Origin of the sequence: Mycolicibacterium sichuanense (assembly GCF_033741125.1) — a bacterium.
Taxonomy (GTDB): Bacteria; Actinomycetota; Actinomycetes; order Mycobacteriales; family Mycobacteriaceae; genus Mycobacterium.
Genome location: NZ_JAWQPU010000001.1, coordinates 1404294 through 1419161, shown reverse-complemented (window position 1 = coordinate 1419161; position 14868 = coordinate 1404294). Strand labels below are relative to the sequence as shown.

15 protein-coding genes are annotated in these 14868 nt (G+C 68.6%); 5 read left to right on the top strand and 10 right to left on the bottom strand.

Annotated features, from left to right (window positions below):
* On the top strand, positions 1-549 hold a 549-nt coding region (locus SBI80_RS06865), incomplete at its 5' end, for an HNH endonuclease signature motif containing protein (RefSeq protein ID WP_318973620.1).
* A gap of 11 nt (positions 550-560) precedes the next feature.
* On the opposite strand, the gene SBI80_RS06860 is transcribed toward SBI80_RS06865, so the two are convergent.
* Positions 561-1421, bottom strand: coding sequence for a hypothetical protein (locus SBI80_RS06860; RefSeq protein ID WP_318973619.1), 861 nt, complete (start codon positions 1419-1421; stop codon positions 561-563).
* Complete coding sequence (aldR, locus tag SBI80_RS06855) at positions 1418-1933, bottom strand: HTH-type transcriptional regulator AldR (protein WP_318973618.1); 516 nt, start codon at positions 1931-1933, stop codon at positions 1418-1420. Before aldR ends, SBI80_RS06860 begins: the two co-directional genes overlap by 4 nt.
* Positions 1934-2027: 94 nt before the next feature.
* Between aldR and ald the strand changes: the two genes are divergently transcribed.
* Together ald and SBI80_RS06845 are read left to right on the top strand one after the other, a co-directional pair.
* On the top strand, positions 2028-3143 hold the full coding sequence (gene ald, locus SBI80_RS06850) for an alanine dehydrogenase (protein WP_318973617.1): 1116 nt from the start codon (positions 2028-2030) through the stop codon (positions 3141-3143).
* 119 nt (positions 3144-3262) lie between these two features.
* Complete coding sequence (locus tag SBI80_RS06845; RefSeq protein ID WP_318973616.1) at positions 3263-4990, top strand: MOSC domain-containing protein; 1728 nt, start codon at positions 3263-3265, stop codon at positions 4988-4990.
* Positions 4991-4992: 2 nt separating this feature from the next.
* Here the strand turns inward: SBI80_RS06845 and SBI80_RS06840 are convergent, their stop codons facing one another.
* The 5 genes from SBI80_RS06840 to SBI80_RS06820 all read right to left on the bottom strand — a co-directional run bounded on the left by SBI80_RS06840 (position 4993) and on the right by SBI80_RS06820 (position 10795).
* The gene (locus SBI80_RS06840; protein WP_318973615.1) at positions 4993-6294 is read right to left on the bottom strand and encodes a M16 family metallopeptidase; all 1302 of its coding nucleotides are present in this window, start codon (positions 6292-6294) and stop codon (positions 4993-4995) included.
* Positions 6272-8554, bottom strand: a complete 2283-nt coding sequence (locus SBI80_RS06835; RefSeq protein WP_318973614.1) for a polyribonucleotide nucleotidyltransferase — start codon at positions 8552-8554, stop codon at positions 6272-6274. Before SBI80_RS06835 ends, SBI80_RS06840 begins: the two co-directional genes overlap by 23 nt.
* Positions 8555-8869: 315 nt before the next feature.
* Positions 8870-9331 (bottom strand): LppU family putative lipoprotein, encoded by a 462-nt coding sequence (gene lppU, locus SBI80_RS06830; RefSeq protein WP_318973613.1) that lies wholly within the window; start codon positions 9329-9331, stop codon positions 8870-8872.
* A gap of 44 nt (positions 9332-9375) precedes the next feature.
* Entirely contained in the window at positions 9376-9645 is a 270-nt protein-coding gene (rpsO, locus tag SBI80_RS06825; protein ID WP_318973611.1) for a 30S ribosomal protein S15, read from the bottom strand.
* Positions 9646-9808: 163 nt separating this feature from the next.
* Complete coding sequence (locus SBI80_RS06820) at positions 9809-10795, bottom strand: bifunctional riboflavin kinase/FAD synthetase (RefSeq protein ID WP_318973609.1); 987 nt, start codon at positions 10793-10795, stop codon at positions 9809-9811.
* An 80-nt stretch (positions 10796-10875) separates the two neighbouring features.
* Between SBI80_RS06820 and mntR the strand changes: the two genes are divergently transcribed.
* Positions 10876-11577: a manganese-binding transcriptional regulator MntR gene (gene mntR / locus SBI80_RS06815; protein ID WP_318973608.1), complete on the top strand. Its 702-nt coding sequence runs from the start codon at positions 10876-10878 to the stop codon at positions 11575-11577.
* Between the two features lie 7 nt (positions 11578-11584).
* Here mntR and truB read toward each other — a convergent pair whose 3' ends face one another.
* From truB to SBI80_RS06800, 3 genes are read right to left on the bottom strand one after another with little or no spacing between them, the layout of a single operon-like run.
* The gene (gene truB / locus SBI80_RS06810; protein WP_318973607.1) at positions 11585-12484 is read right to left on the bottom strand and encodes a tRNA pseudouridine(55) synthase TruB; all 900 of its coding nucleotides are present in this window, start codon (positions 12482-12484) and stop codon (positions 11585-11587) included.
* A complete protein-coding gene (gene pptT / locus SBI80_RS06805) occupies positions 12481-13146 on the bottom strand; it encodes a 4'-phosphopantetheinyl transferase PptT (protein WP_318973606.1) in 666 nt (221 codons plus the stop codon). The genes truB and pptT overlap by 4 nt, the downstream gene beginning before the upstream one ends.
* Positions 13143-14117 carry an ACP phosphodiesterase PptH gene (locus SBI80_RS06800; protein ID WP_318973605.1) on the bottom strand — a complete coding sequence of 325 codons (975 nt, stop codon included), beginning with the start codon at positions 14115-14117 and terminating at the stop codon, positions 13143-13145. Before SBI80_RS06800 ends, pptT begins: the two co-directional genes overlap by 4 nt.
* A gap of 131 nt (positions 14118-14248) precedes the next feature.
* Here SBI80_RS06800 and SBI80_RS06795 point away from each other — a divergent pair, with 131 nt between their 5' ends.
* Positions 14249-14833 (top strand): DUF3558 domain-containing protein, encoded by a 585-nt coding sequence (locus SBI80_RS06795; protein WP_318973737.1) that lies wholly within the window; start codon positions 14249-14251, stop codon positions 14831-14833.
* Positions 14834-14868 lie beyond the last annotated feature (35 nt).

Below are 14868 nucleotides of genomic sequence, written 5' to 3'. Positions count from 1 at the left end.
GGCGAACTCGGCCAGCACAACGGCCTACCCGTCACCGTCATCGTCTCCACCACCCTGCACGACCTAGAAGCCGCCGCCGGCTCGGGAGTCACCGGGGGTGGGTCCGTACTGCCGATGGCCGACCTGATCCGGATGGCCTCCCACGCGATCCACTACCTGGCCGTCTTCGACCAGCACACCCACCAACCGCTCTACCTGGGCCGCACCAAACGCCTGGCCTCGGTCGGACAACGCATCGTGCTACACGCCCGCGACCGGGGCTGCACCAAACCCGGCTGCACCGTCCCCGGATACGGCACCCAGGTCCACCACGTCAACGGCTGGGCCACCGGCGCCCACACCAACATCGACGAACTCACCCTGGCCTGCGGCCCCGACAACCGCCTCGCCGACAACGGCTGGACGGTCCAACTCAGAGACGGGGTCGCCGAATGGATCCCACCCCCGCAACTCGACATCGGGCAAGCCCGCATCAACTACCACCACCACCCCGAACGCCTCCTCGCCCCACCCGAGGACGAACAGGGACAGCAGCCCAACGCAGCCTGACCGGCGCCCCGTCAGGGCGCCTGACGTCCGACGAGTTCCTCGAGTTCGGACTCGGCGAGGGTGGCCGCCGACAGCGCCGCGTCGCGCCGATCGGCCGCCGCTCGCTCGGCCTGCTCGGCCGCCGCGAACCGCTCGTCGGCGGCGTTCACCTCCTGCTCCGCGGCGTCCAGTGACTCGAGCAGCTTCTCGTAGCGGCGTCTAGCCTTGGCCAGCTTCGCCTTCTGTACGGCGGTGGCGTCGACGGCGTCCGCGTGCGCCTGCCGGGCTGCGTCTGCATCGCGCCGAGCAGACGCGGCGCGTTCCCTCGCGGCCGCGAGCTCGGCCTCGACCGCCCGAGGATCGGCGGCGGCGCGTGCGACCTCCGACGTCGCCGTGGACGTGGGCGCCCGCCCGACCGCGGTCACCGTGCCGAATTCACCGAAGCCCGACCATCTTTCGGCCTTCTCCAGGCGGCCCAGCCGGGCAGCGACGTCGGGATCGGCGACGGCCGCCTGCAAGGTGCCCACCACGTCGTCGCGCAGCGCCGCCGACGGCTGAGCCATTCCGACGGCGTCGAACCCCGCCCGCACCAGCTGGTCGATGAGCTTGCGTTGGGCCGCCGAGGACTCGCGGATGCGGGCACCGTCCATGGCCGCGTGCGCCGCCCGCAACCGCTCCCCCAGCTCGGCCAGCCTCGTCTTGGCAGTGTCATCGGCCCGCACCAGCGTGTTGACCACCCAGGCCGCGGTCGTCGGCCGTCGAACCGCCGCGATGGACCTCGCGTCGTCGGCATCCCCACGCCGCTTCGCTGCGGCGACCAGTTCACCGCGGCGCGCGGTGAACTCCGCCGGGTCAAGAGCGTAGAGCTCGTCGAGCGCGGCGTCGACGGTCACAGCGGTGAGGCTCCGCGCAGGTGCTCGAAGATCAGGGACGTCTGCGTGCCGGCCACGTCGGTATCGGCATTGAGGTTCTCCACGACGAACGATCGCAGGTCGTCGGTGTCGCGGGCGGCGACGTGGAGGATGAAGTCGTCCGCACCCGCCAGGAAGTAGACATCCATCACCTGGGGACGCTTGCGGATGTTCTGGATGAAGCTGCCGATCTTGCCGCGGGCGTTGGCCTGCAAGCTGACCGAGATCATCGCCTGCAGCGACAAGCCGATCGCGGCGGGATCGATGTCGGCGTAGAAGCCCCGGATGACACCGATCTCCTGGAGCCGTCGCACCCGGCCGTGACACGTCGATGGCGCGATGCCGACGAGGTCGGCGAGGGCGCTGTTGGAGATCCGGGCGTCACCGTGCAGCGCGGTCAGGATGCGCCGGTCGGTCTCGTCGAGGTCGGCCGGTCGAACATCCTTCGGCGGCATGAGCCTGGGCACGGCCACCTTCGATGATCGTTCTGACATAGAGGCATGTTAACGAATAACCATCGAACTGATTGCCAATCGCCCGAATCATCTTCACAATTTCCAGCAACGGAACACGACTTTAGGAGCCGTCATGCGCGTCGGAATCCCGACCGAGATCAAGAACAACGAATACCGGGTGGCCATCACGCCGGCCGGTGTCGCCGAACTGACCCGCCGCGGTCACGAGGTGCTCGTCCAGGCCGGTGCCGGCGAGGGCTCCGCCATCTCCGACAGTGACTTCAAGGCCGCGGGCGCCCAGGTGATCGACACCGCGGACGAGGTCTGGGCCGAGGCCGAACTGCTGCTCAAGGTCAAGGAGCCCATCGAGGCCGAGTACGGCCGGATGCGCAAGGGCCAGACGCTCTTCACCTATCTGCACCTTGCCGCCTCGAAGCCGTGCACCGACGCGCTGATGGCATCGGGCACCACGTCGATTGCCTACGAGACCGTCCAAACCGCCGACGGCGCGCTGCCCCTGCTGGCGCCGATGAGCGAGGTCGCCGGCCGGCTCGCCGCACAGGTCGGCGCCTACCACCTGATGCGCACGCACGGCGGTCGCGGCGTCCTGATGGGTGGCGTCCCCGGTGTCGCGCCGGCCAACGTCGTCGTGATCGGCGGTGGAATGGCTGGTGACAACGCCGCCGCCGTGGCCAAGGGCATGGGCGCGCGGGTCACCGTCTTCGATCTGAACATCAACACCCTGCGCAAGATCGACGCCGAGTACGGCGGCAACATCGAGACCCGCTACTCGTCGAGCCTCGACCTGGAGGACGCGGTCAAGCAGGCCGACCTGGTCATCGGCGCCGTGCTGGTCCCGGGCGCCAAGGCTCCCAAGCTGGTCACCAATTCGACCGTCGCCCAGATGAAGTCCGGCGCCGTGCTGGTGGACATCGCCATCGATCAGGGCGGGTGCTTCGAGGACTCCCGGCCCACCACGCACGACGACCCGACGTTCACCGTCCACGACACCGTCTTCTACTGCGTGGCCAACATGCCGGGCGCGGTGCCGCGCACGTCGACCTACGCGCTGACCAACGCCACCATGCCCTACGTGCTCAAGCTCGCCGACAAGGGTTGGCAAGCCGCCTGTGCTGCGGATCCCGCACTGGCCAAGGGCCTTTCGACCCATGAAGGTGCACTGCTGTCCGAGCAGGTCGCCTCCGACCTGGGCCTGCCCTTCAGCGATCCGGCCGATCTCCTCGCCTGACGGCGAATCCCCTCCATCGCCCGGCTGACCTCGCGTCGGCCGGGCGATGTGCGTCTGCCCCTTGAACCGACCGCCCGATGGCCGGACAATCCAGGGGCACTCACGAGACGGGGGACGCCATGGCCGTGCTGGTTTCGCTGAACGTCGGAATGCCTGCGGACATCCAATGGCGCGGCCAGACCGTGCACACGGGCATCTTCAAGGCCCCGGTCGACGGGCCCAGGATGGTGCGGCGGCTGAACGTCGACGGCGACGGGCAGGGCGACCTCGGCGGCCACGGCGGCGAACAGCGCGCGGTGATGGTCTACCAGACGGAGTCCTACGACTACTGGCGGACAGTCCTGGGCCGAGAAGACTTGCAGCCCGGTCATTTCGGGGAGAACTTCACCGTCACAGGTCTGACCGACGAGGACGTCTGCATCGGCGACCGATACCGCATCGGCGACGCCGAATTCGAGGTCACCCAGCCACGGGTCACCTGCTTTCGCGTCGGCATGCGCCTCGACGAACCCGACATGCCCAACCTCCTGGTGGCCCACCACCGGCCGGGCTTCTACCTGCGGGTGATCACCGAGGGCGAGGTCCGCGCCGGGGACGCCGTCGAGCGCACGCAGCGGGGCCGGCACGAACTCAGCGTGGCCGACGTCGATGCCCTTCTCTACCTGCCCGGCAAGGATTCCGACCTGCTGCGCAAGGTCGTCGACGTCCCGGCGCTCAGCCCGGGCTGGCAGCAGTCCTTCCGCGAGATGCTCGCCGCCGCCGATGCCGACGCGGCCGCCCCGCCGGTCGGGGTCGAACCGGGGTGGAGCGGTTTTCGCAACCTCCGCGTCACCGCGACCACCATCGAGAGCACCGACGTGCTGTCGGTCCACCTCGAGGCCGAGGACGGCGGCGCCCTGCCGAGGCCGCGCCCCGGCCAGTACCTGGTGGTCAAGGTCGCCGGCGCCGGCGACCCGGCCCCGGTACGCAGCTACTCGCTGTCGGCGGACCCGGCGGCCGACGGCTACCGGATCAGCGTCAAGCGGGAGGACCACGGCCGGGTCAGCGGGTGGCTGCACGCCCACCTGCCACCCGGCGCGGTCCTGGCCGCCGCCGCACCGCGCGGGGACTTCTACCTCACCGACGCCGCGACCCCCGTCGCCCTGATCTCGGCAGGCATCGGCGTGACGCCGGTCCTGGCGATGCTGCACGCGCTGGCAGCCGCGCACAGCGAGCGGGAGATCCACTGGTTTCACACCACCCGCGACGCCGGGAGCCACGCCTTCGCCGCGGAGACCGATGAGTTGCTTACGGAGCTGCCGAACGCGCACCGCCACGTCTACTACACCGCGGGTGACCCCGGGGCGGCGGGCGTCGTCCGCGGTCGGCTGAACGCGGACGTCATCGGCTCGGCGGCCCTGACACCGGATACCGATGCCTACGTCTGCGGGCCGCAGTCCTTCATGTCGGCGATGCGCGATGCCCTGACCGCGGCCGGCATCGCCGCCGACCACGTGCACGTCGAGCTATTCGGCGCGCTGCCGGCCATCAACCCCGGCATCGTCGCCGCACCACATCCGCCACCGCATCAGCCACCGGGCCCGCCCGGCAACGGACCGCGAATCACGTTCTCGCGCAGCGGATTGACGGTCGAATGGGCACCGGAGTACGGCACGCTGCTCGAGCTGGCCGAGGCCTGCGACGTCCCCACCCGCTACTCGTGCCGCAGCGGGGTGTGCCACACGTGCGTCACCGACGTGCTCGACGGCACCACGACCTACCGGCCGCCGCCTTTGGAGGAACCCGCCGCCGGCTCGGTCCTGATCTGCACGGCACAGCCGAGCAGCGACCTGGTCCTGGATCTGTAGGGCTAGCCCGCGATGCCGCGAAGTGCTTGCGGCAGTGACTTCTTCGAGCGATGCGGGCCGAGGATGGCCGCGCCGTAGGGCCGGTTCAGCAGCTGCTTGGCCACGGCGTTGACCTCATCGAGGGTGACGGCGTCGATCAGCGCGAGCGTCTGGTCGATGGTGCGATGCTCGCCGAAGTTCAATTCACTGCGGCCGATGCGATGCATCCGCGAGCCGGAGTCCTCCAGGCCCAGGACGAGCCCACCCCGCAACGAGCCCTTTGCGATTCGGCACTCGGCCTCGGTGATCCCGTCTCGAGCCACCTCGGCGAGCACGTCGGAGGCCACCCGGGTGACCTCGTCGAACCGCTCGGGCAGGCAGGCCGCGTACACCGACAATGCCCCAGAATCGGAGAACGTATCGACGGTCGAGTAGACCGAGTAGGCCAGCCCTCGGGTCTCCCGAATCTGTTGGAAGAGACGCGAACTCAGGCCGCCACCAAGCGCACCGTTGAGCACCGACAGCGCCCACCGGTGCTTCCAGTGCCGACCGGGGGTCCGGACGCCGAGGAACATGTGCGTCTGCTCGGCGTCCCGGTTCACCAGCTGCAGACTGGGCTTGCCCGGCACCCGGCCGGTGCCCTTGCGCGGCGCCACCGGTCGGTTGCCCTCGACCAGCCGCGGACCGAAGTAGTCCTCGACCAGAGCGACGACCTCGTCGTGGTCGACGTTGCCCGCCACCGCGACCACCATGCGCTCTGGTGTGTAGCGACGGACGTGGAAGGAGTGCAGCTGGGTCCGCGTCATCGTCGAGATCGACTCGATGCTGCCGATGACGGGACGGCCCACCGGATGGTCACCGAACATCGCCGAGAGGAAGACGTCACCGAGGGTGTCCTCGGGATCGTCGTCGCGCATGGCGATCTCCTCGAGCACGACGTCGCGTTCGACTTCGACGTCGTCGCTGGCACACCGACCGCGCAGTACGACGTCGGCCACCAGGTCGACCGCCAGCTCGAGATCGGTGTCAAGCACGTGGGCGTAGTAGCAGGTGTGCTCGCGGGCGGTGAACGCGTTCAGTTCACCGCCCACGGCATCCACGGCCTGCGCGATCTGAACCGCCGACCGGGTCGGCGTCGACTTGAACAGAAGGTGTTCCAGGAAGTGGGCGGCGCCGGCCACGCTCTGACCTTCGTCGCGTGACCCGACGCCCACCCACACTCCCACCGATGCCGAACGCACCGACGGAACGAACTCCGTGACGACGCGCAGCCCACCCGGAAGTGTGCTGCGCCGAACGAACTTAGCTGCTGACTGTCGCGGCATCGGCGGTTTCGGTACCCGAATCCGTCGTCGCGTCCGGAGCGTCAGCGGGTGCCTCGGTGGCCACGTCCTCGGCCACCAGCACCAGCGAGATCTTGCCGCGGTTGTCGATGTCGGCGATCTCGACGCGCAACTTGTCGCCGACCTTCACCACGTCTTCGACCTTGGCGATGCGCTTGCCGCGGCCCAGCTTGCTGATGTGCACCAGGCCGTCGCGACCCGGCAGCAGCGACACGAACGCACCGAAGTCGGTGGTCTTGACGATCGTGCCGAGGAACCGCTCACCGATCTTGGGCAGCTGCGGGTTGGCGATGGCGTTGATCTTGTCGATCGCCGCCTGAGCCGCCTCGCCGTTGCTGGCACCGACGAACACCGTGCCGTCGTCCTCGATGGAAATCGACGCGCCGGTCTCCTCGGTGATCGAGTTGATCATCTTGCCCTTGGGCCCGATGACCTCGCCGATCTTGTCGATCGGCACCTTGATCGTGGTGATCCGCGGTGCGTACGGGCTCATCTCGTCGGGCTCGTCGATGGCCTCGGCCATCACCTCGAGGATGGTGATGCGGGCGTCCTTGGCCTGGGCCAGGGCTCCCGCCAACACCTGCGAGGGGATGCCGTCGAGCTTGGTGTCGAGCTGCAGGGCGGTGACGAAGTCCTTCGTGCCCGCACACTTGAAGTCCATGTCGCCGAAGGCGTCCTCGGCACCGAGGATGTCGGTCAGCGTGACGAAGCGACGCTCGGTGCCACCGCCCTCGACCTCGACGTCGTCGGACACCAGGCCCATGGCGATGCCGGCCACCGGCGCCTTGAGCGGCACACCGGCGTTCAGCAGCGACAGGGTCGACGCACACACCGAACCCATCGACGTCGAGCCGTTGGAACCCAGTGCCTCGGACACCTGGCGGATGGCGTACGGGAACTCCTCGACGCTCGGCAGCACCGGCACCAGCGCACGCTCGGCGAGCGCGCCGTGGCCGATCTCGCGGCGCTTGGGCGAACCGACGCGGCCGGTCTCACCGGTCGAGTACGGCGGGAAGTTGTAGTGGTGCATGTAGCGCTTGGACGTCTCGGGTCCGAGCGAGTCGATCTGCTGGGCCATCTTCACCATGTCCAGCGTGGTGACGCCCATGATCTGGGTCTCGCCGCGCTCGAACAGCGCGCTGCCGTGCGCACGCGGGATGACGGCGACCTCGGCCGAGAGTGCGCGGATGTCGGTGATGCCGCGGCCGTCGATGCGGAAGTGGTCGGTCAGGATACGCTGGCGGACCAGCTTCTTGGTCAGCGAGCGGAACGCCGCGCCGATCTCCTTCTCACGACCGGCGTAGGTGTCGGCCAGCCGGTTCAGCACCTCGACCTTGATCTCGTCGGTGCGCGCGTCGCGCTCTTCCTTGCCCGCGATCTGCAGCGCCTTGGCGAGTTCCTCGGTGGCCACCGAGGACACGGCGTAGAAGACGTCGTCCTGGTAGTCCGGGAAGACCGGGTAGTCGGCGGTTTCCTTGCCCGCGGCGTCGTGCAGCTCCTGCTGCGCCTGACACAGCACGGCGATGAACGGCTTGGCGGCCTCCAGGCCCTCGGCCACGACGGCCTCGGTCGGCGCGCCCGCGCCACCGGCGATCAGCTCGATCACCTTGTCGGTGGCTTCGGCCTCGACCATCATGATCGCGACGTCGTCGGCCGTCTTACGGCCGGCTACGACCATGTCGAACACGGCACCCTCGAGCTGCTCGACGGTCGGGAAGGCGACCCACTGACCGTCGATCAGGGCGACGCGAACGCCGCCGACGGGGCCGGAGAACGGCAGCCCGGAGATCTGGGTCGACGCCGAGGCGGCATTGATCGCCAGCACGTCGTACAGGTCCTTGGGATCGAGGCTCAGGACCGTCACGACGACCTGGATCTCGTTGCGCAGACCCGAGACGAACGTCGGGCGCAGCGGCCGGTCGATCAGACGGCAGGTCAGGATGGCGTCGGTGGAGGGACGGCCCTCACGACGGAAGAACGAGCCGGGGATGCGTCCCGCGGCGTACATGCGCTCTTCGACGTCGATGGTCAGCGGGAAGAAGTCGAAGTGATCCTTCGGGCTCTTGCTGGCCGTGGTGGCCGACAGGAGCATGGTGTCGTCGTCGAGGTACGCGACGACCGACCCGGCGGCCTGCTTGGCCAGCCGACCGGTCTCGAACCGGATGGTGCGGGTGCCGAAGCTCCCATTGTCGATGACGGCGGTGCTCTCGAAGACGCCGTCTTCTATTTCAGTTGCAGACATACGTGTGTCAGGCCTCTTTGGTTCTCGTGTGGTGCCGTTTCGCACCAACTCTTTTCGTGCGCCACGCACATGAACCCGGGTAATCCCGACGGCCGTCGATCGAAGCGGCCGGACACCTCCAATGACGAGGAGGCTGGCCCGGCAGCCACTACCGAAGACCGCCCGTGTGATGACGGGTCCTGAGGTGACGCACTGGAACGGTGCACGCGGATGTGCGCGAACCGCACCGCATGTTCGAGCCCGAACGGGCTCAAAACACCTTCATGTTACACCGCGGCACTCAGCCGACCCGCAGGCGGGCCGACGGGCAGCGGCTCACGACACGTCCTCGACGCACACCGTGAACTGGCGTTCGTCGTAGGCGTAGCCGACTCCGGTGGCGCATTGGTCGACGTTGGCGACCTCGGCCATGATCTGGGCGGCCCGCTGGCGGTTGGGTGCCGACGCGTCGTTGCAGTCGACCCGCAGCGGATCCCGGTCGTGCTCTGGGTCGATGCTCATGCATCCCCCGACCACCCAGTCGACGTCCATGCAGATGGTCGACCCCGATCCGCTGAACGAACTACGCATCGAATAGTAGGAGTCGACGTCCGACGGGCACAGGTCCGAGGTGGACACGATGCCGACGACCTTGAAGTTGGATTCCGGAGAACCGCACCGCACCTTGGCGGTCTCTGGCCGATCCGGCGGCCCGCTGACGTCGAGACAATCTCCGACCTGCAGGTCGGCGGCGGCCGCGGAGGAACACGCCGCCAGACCTAGGGCCGTGGACACCATCGAGAACGCTGCAACGATGCCAGCGGTGCGGGACCGCAATCGGGTCAGCGGCGCAGGCCCAGGCGCTCGATCAGCGAGCGGTAGCGCTCCACGTCGACCGCGGCGATGTACTTCAGGAGGCGACGACGACGGCCGACGAGCAGCAGCAGGCCGCGGCGCGAGTGGTGGTCGTGCTTGTGCATCTTGAGGTGCTCGGTCAGGTCCGAAATGCGCTTGGTCAGCATCGCGATCTGCGCCTCGGGCGAACCGGTGTCGGTCTCGTGCAGGCCGTACTGGCCGAGGATCTCTTTTTTCTGCTCGGTGGTGAGCGACATGTGACTACTCCATCTATCGGTTCGCGAGGATTGACTGGGGCGCGGCCGCCGCGAACTGCAGCGCGCGCTGGGTCGCGAAAGAGTGTAACAGCGGGTCAGCGCGGGAAACGAATCGTCTCCCGGCCGGTGGCCCGCATCGTCGCAGGGCCGGCGGCCTGGCGAGTCAGGGCGCCGACAGGATGGTCCTGGCCCGCCCGGTGTCGCGCTCCATGGCCACGACGAGCTCGTCGACCGAGTCGAACTTCTCCTGGCCGCGGATGCGCGCCACGAAGTCGACCGCGACGTGCTGACCGTAGAGGTCGGCCTGGGTGTCCAGCACGAACGCCTCCACGGTGCGGGTACGCCCCGAGAACGTCGGGTTGGTGCCGACCGATACGGCGGCCTGATACCGCTCCCCCGGGATGACCGTGCCCATCACCGGTCCGTGGCCGAGCACGGTGAACCAGGCGGCATAGACTCCGTCGGCCGGGATGGCCGAGTACATCGGCGGCGCGACGTTGGCCGTCGGGAAGCCAAGGCCACGGCCGCGGCCGTCACCGCGCACCACGACGCCCTCGACGCGGTGCGGCCGTCCGAGCGCCTCGGCCGCGGCGACGACGTCCCCGGCGTCGACGCACGACCTGATGTAGGTGGACGAGAACGTGACCGTCTCGTCACTGCGCTCGCCCTGGTGGTGTTCGGAGACCAGCGACATGCTCTCGACGGCGAAGCCGGCGCGCTCACCGGCCTTGCGCAGCATGGTGACGTTTCCGCCCGCCTTCTTGCCGAAGGTGAAGTTCTCGCCCACCACGACTTCGACCACGTGCAGCCGCTCGACGAGCAGTTCGTGGATGTAGCGCTCCGGGGTGAGCTTCATGAAGTCCGAGGTGAACGGCATGACGAGGAAGACGTCGACGCCCATCTCCTCGACGAGTTCGGCGCGCCGGGTCAGGGTGGTCAGCTGGGCGGGGTGATTGCCCGGGAAGACGACCTCCATCGGGTGGGGGTCGAACGTCATCAGCACGGTCGGCACGTCCCGCGACCGGCCCGCCTTGACCGCGTGGTTGATCAGCTCGGCGTGCCCGCGGTGGACGCCGTCGAACACACCGATGGTGAGGACGCATCTGCCCCAGTCCGTGGGGATCTCGTCTTGGCCCCGCCAGCGCTGCACGAGACCAGCCTACGACGCGCCGCGACCGTGGGTAGCGCTAGCTCCCCGGTTGCCGGGGCGATTGCCTAAACTTCGACCTCATGAACGTCGACGACGGCCCGCGCGACCTGTCAGCCGTCGCACAGGACTACCTGAAGGTCATCTGGACCGCCCAGGAGTGGTCGGTGGACAAGGTGAGCACGAAGATGCTGGCCGAACGCATCGGCGTGTCCGCCAGCACGGCGTCGGAATCGATTCGCAAGCTGGCCGACCAAGGCCTCGTCGACCACGAGAAGTACGGCGCGGTGACGTTGACGGCGGCGGGCCGCACCGCGGCGCTGGCAATGGTCCGCCGGCACCGGCTGATGGAGACGTTCCTGGTACGCGAGCTCGGTTACGGCTGGGACGAGGTGCACGACGAGGCCGAGGTCCTCGAGCACGCCGTGTCCGACCGCATGCTCGACCGCATCGACGCCAAGCTCGGCTACCCGACCCGCGACCCGCACGGTGATCCGATCCCCGCCGCGGACGGCCGGGTGCCCACGCCGCCGGCGCGCCAGCTCTCGGCGTGCGAGAACGGTGACGCCGGAACCGTGGCGCGCATCTCCGACGCCGACCCGGAGATGCTGCGGTACTTCGACAGCGTGGGAATCAGCCTGGACTCGCGCGTGCGGGTGGTGGCCCGGCGCGACTTTGCCGGCATGATCTCCGTCGCCGTCGAGACCGCGGGAGCGCCCGCCAACCGGCGCGAGAGCACCGTCGACCTGGGACACCCTGCGGCAGAAGCGATTTGGGTGGTCTAACCGCCAGCTAGGACAGCGTCGACGGGCGGATCACGACGATCGATCTGGTCCGCGCGCCATCGTCGGCCAGCAACGCGATCACCCGGCCGTCCGATGCGGTGGCGGCGTAGACCCCGTCGATTCCGCAGGGCGCCAGGGCCCGACCGTTCGCGGCCGATTCCACCTCGGAGTCGGTGAGTTCACGCCGCGGGAAGCCCAGCAGACAGGCCTCGTCGAGGGTGAGGCTCAGCCGCGGTGCGTCGGCCAGCTGGTCCAGGGTGTGCGCCTCGGTCAGCCCGTAGCGGCCGACCCTGGTGCGCCGCAGTGCGGTGAGGTGTCCCCCGACGCCGAGGGCCGCTCCGACGTCGCGCGCCAGCGCTCGGACGTAGGTGCCCGACGAGCAGTCCACCTCGACGTCGACGTCGACGAGACCGTCGGGTGCGCGTCGCACCGCCAGCACGTCGAAGCGCTCGATGCGCACCCGTCGCGCGGCCAGCTCGACGGTCTTGCCCTCGCGTGCCAGCCTGTAGGCCCGCTGACCGCCGACCTTGATGGCGCTGACGGCCGACGGGATCTGGTCGATCTCGCCGCGCAGCGCGGCCACCGCGCGCTCGACGTCGTCGTCGGTGACGTGACTGGCCGAAGTCGTATGCAGCACTTCGCCTTCGGCGTCCTCGGTAGACGTGGTCCGGCCCAGCCGGATGGTGGCCGAATAGGACTTCTCGGTCGCGGTCAGCAGGCCGAGGATCTTGGTGGCCCGTTCGATGCCGACCACCAGCACGCCGGTGGCCATCGGGTCCAGCGTGCCCGCGTGGCCCACCTTTCGGGTGCCGAACAGCCTGCGGCAGCGGCCGACGACGTCGTGGCTCGTCATCCCCGGAGCCTTGTCCACGATGACCAGGCCGGGCTGGACCGGTTCGCGGGTCACAGCACGATCGCCACGAGCACCAGGTCCTTGGCGACCGACCACCGACCCGACAGCGCCGTCAGCGGCGGGCCGGATTCGGCGGCGGGATCGATCAGGATCTGCGAGCGGAAGCCGCCCGTGGTGCCGGAACCGTCCACGGTGAAGGTGATGTGGGCATCCTCGAAGCCAAGCCACCGGTGAGTCAGCGGGAACCACGCCTTGTAGGTGGCTTCCTTGGCGCAGAACAGAATTCGGTCCCAGTGGGCACCGCCGGGAAGCGCCGCGATCTGGTGCCGTTCGATGGGCAGGCTGATGGCTGGGAGCACGCCGCTGGGCAGCACGGCGTGGGGTTCGGCATCGATGCCGACCGAGCGCACCTGGTCCGCCCGGCCGACGACCGCGCCGCGGAAGCCGTCACAGTGTGCCAGGCTGCCGACCACCCCGTCGGGCCAACACGGTTCACCCTTGTCGCCCTTGAGGATCGGGGCCGGCGGCAGACCGAGCTCGCCGAGCGCCAGGCGCGCGCAATACCGTGCGGAGACGAACTCGTTGCGGCGCTTGGCCACCGCGCGGGCGATGAAGGGCTCCTCCTCCGGCAGCGGGGTCAGGTCGGGAGCGTCACCGTACAGCTCGGCCGAGGCCACGACGTCGGGCAGCACCCCGGACAGCAACCGTCCCGTCATCCTCGCCTGCTCCTGATCCGCTCCTGCATCTTCTCGGCATTGACCCGCATCTCCGGGGTGATCTCGAAGTGACCGCCGAAGTCGTTGAGATAGCCCGGGGGGTACTTCGGATCGGGCAGGATCTGGCGCATCCACCGATATGGCCTGCGGCGCCGCCACTCTCGGGGATATCCGACGGACACTTCCTCGAAGCGCACGCCGTCGTACCACGTGGTGCGCGGGATGTGCAGGTGACCGTAGACCGAGCACAGCGCGTTGTAGCGGGTGTGCCAGTCCTTGGTGGCGGTGGTGCCGCACCACATGGCGAACTCGGGGTAGAACATGGCCTCGCAGGGCTCGCGCACCAGCGGGAAGTGGTTGACCAGGATCGACGGGGTCAACCAGTCCAGATCCTCGAGCTTGTCGCGGGTCTGCTTGACGCGGTCGCGCGACCACGCATCACGGGTGGCGTACGGCTCGGCGGACAGCAGGAACTCGTCGGTGCCGACGACGTTGCGCTCGCGAGCGAGGGCCAGACCCTCGGCCTTGGTCGCGGTGCCCTCGGGCAGGAAGGTGTAGTCGTAGAGCAGGAACATCGGGACGATCGTGGCGGGGCCGCCCTCGTCGTTCCACACCGGGAATGGATGCTCGGGGGTGACGATGCCCATCTCGTCGCACATGTCGACGAGGTACTCGTAGCGGGCCTGCCCGAAGATCTGCATCGGGTCCTTCGAGGTGGTCCACAACTCGTGGTTGCCGGGCACCCAGATCACCTTGGCGAACCGCTTGCGCAGCAGATCCAGCGACCACCGGATCTCGTCGGTCCGTTCGGCGACGTCGCCAGCGACGATCAGCCAGTCGTCCGGCGAGGACGGATGCAGCGACTCGGTGACGGGCTTGTTGCCGGTATGACCGATGTGCAGGTCACTGATCGCCCAGAGCGTGGGGTGCCGGTGGTCTCGAGGCGGCCCGGAATCATTCGACGACGACACAACCGACCAGCCTACGTGCGTCCCGATCGACCCAGCGCCCGGCAACTAGAACATGTTCTGCTTTTCGGTCCGGACGGCGGGCGGGCACTTGTACACTCCCGGCAATGGACAACGAGCGCAAGAGGGGTGCCATGTTCGGCAAGATGCGCCTGCTGTCAGCCATGTGTGCCCTGATCACGGCGGTCGCCATCGTCTGGCAGACCGGGCCGGCGGCCGCTCCCGAGGCAGGGTCGGTGGAGCTGAGATCCACGTCCGCACCTCTGTCCGGGGTGTCCAGCAGCATCAAGTGGCCAGTGATCGAAACCACCGATCCGCGACCGTTCGACCCGTGCCAGGACATCCCCATCGACGTCATCGACGGCATCGGACTCGGCTTCACCCCGCCCGAGCCGGAGGACGGCCTGCGGTGCCACTTCGACGCCGGCAACTATCAGATGGCCGTCGAGGCGATCGTCTGGCGAACCTACGAGCAGACCCTGCCCGCCGACGCCGTCGAGATGGACATCGCCGGCCATCGGGCCGCGCAGTACTGGATCCTCAAGCCGTCGGACCGCAACAACCGGTTCTGGTTCAGCTGCATGATCGCGTTCGACACCAGCTACGGCGTGCTGCAGCAATCGCTGTTCTACGCCCCGGTCTACAGCGCCGACGACGTCGACTGCATGCAGACCAACCTCCAGCGCGCTCAGCAGCTGGTGCCGTACTACAAGTTCTGACGCCGCTCCCCCGCGCCGCGTGTGCGTAACGTGCA

Bases quoted from the DNA above. Each gene is read 5' to 3' on its own strand.
- SBI80_RS06795 (WP_318973737.1), top strand. From the start codon at position 14,249: ATGTTCGGCAAGATGCGCCTGCTGTCAGCCATGTGTGCCCTGATCACG.
- SBI80_RS06845 (WP_318973616.1), top strand. From the start codon at position 3,263: ATGGCCGTGCTGGTTTCGCTGAACGTCGGAATGCCTGCGGACATCCAA.
- ald (WP_318973617.1), top strand. From the start codon at position 2,028: ATGCGCGTCGGAATCCCGACCGAGATCAAGAACAACGAATACCGGGTG.
- rpsO (WP_318973611.1), bottom strand. From the start codon at position 9,645: ATGTCGCTCACCACCGAGCAGAAAAAAGAGATCCTCGGCCAGTACGGC.
- mntR (WP_318973608.1), top strand. From the start codon at position 10,876: ATGAACGTCGACGACGGCCCGCGCGACCTGTCAGCCGTCGCACAGGAC.
- SBI80_RS06840 (WP_318973615.1), bottom strand. From the start codon at position 6,294: ATGCCGCGACAGTCAGCAGCTAAGTTCGTTCGGCGCAGCACACTTCCG.
- lppU (WP_318973613.1), bottom strand. From the start codon at position 9,331: ATGGTGTCCACGGCCCTAGGTCTGGCGGCGTGTTCCTCCGCGGCCGCC.
- SBI80_RS06835 (WP_318973614.1), bottom strand. From the start codon at position 8,554: ATGTCTGCAACTGAAATAGAAGACGGCGTCTTCGAGAGCACCGCCGTC.
- pptT (WP_318973606.1), bottom strand. From the start codon at position 13,146: ATGACGGGACGGTTGCTGTCCGGGGTGCTGCCCGACGTCGTGGCCTCG.
- aldR (WP_318973618.1), bottom strand. From the start codon at position 1,933: ATGTCAGAACGATCATCGAAGGTGGCCGTGCCCAGGCTCATGCCGCCG.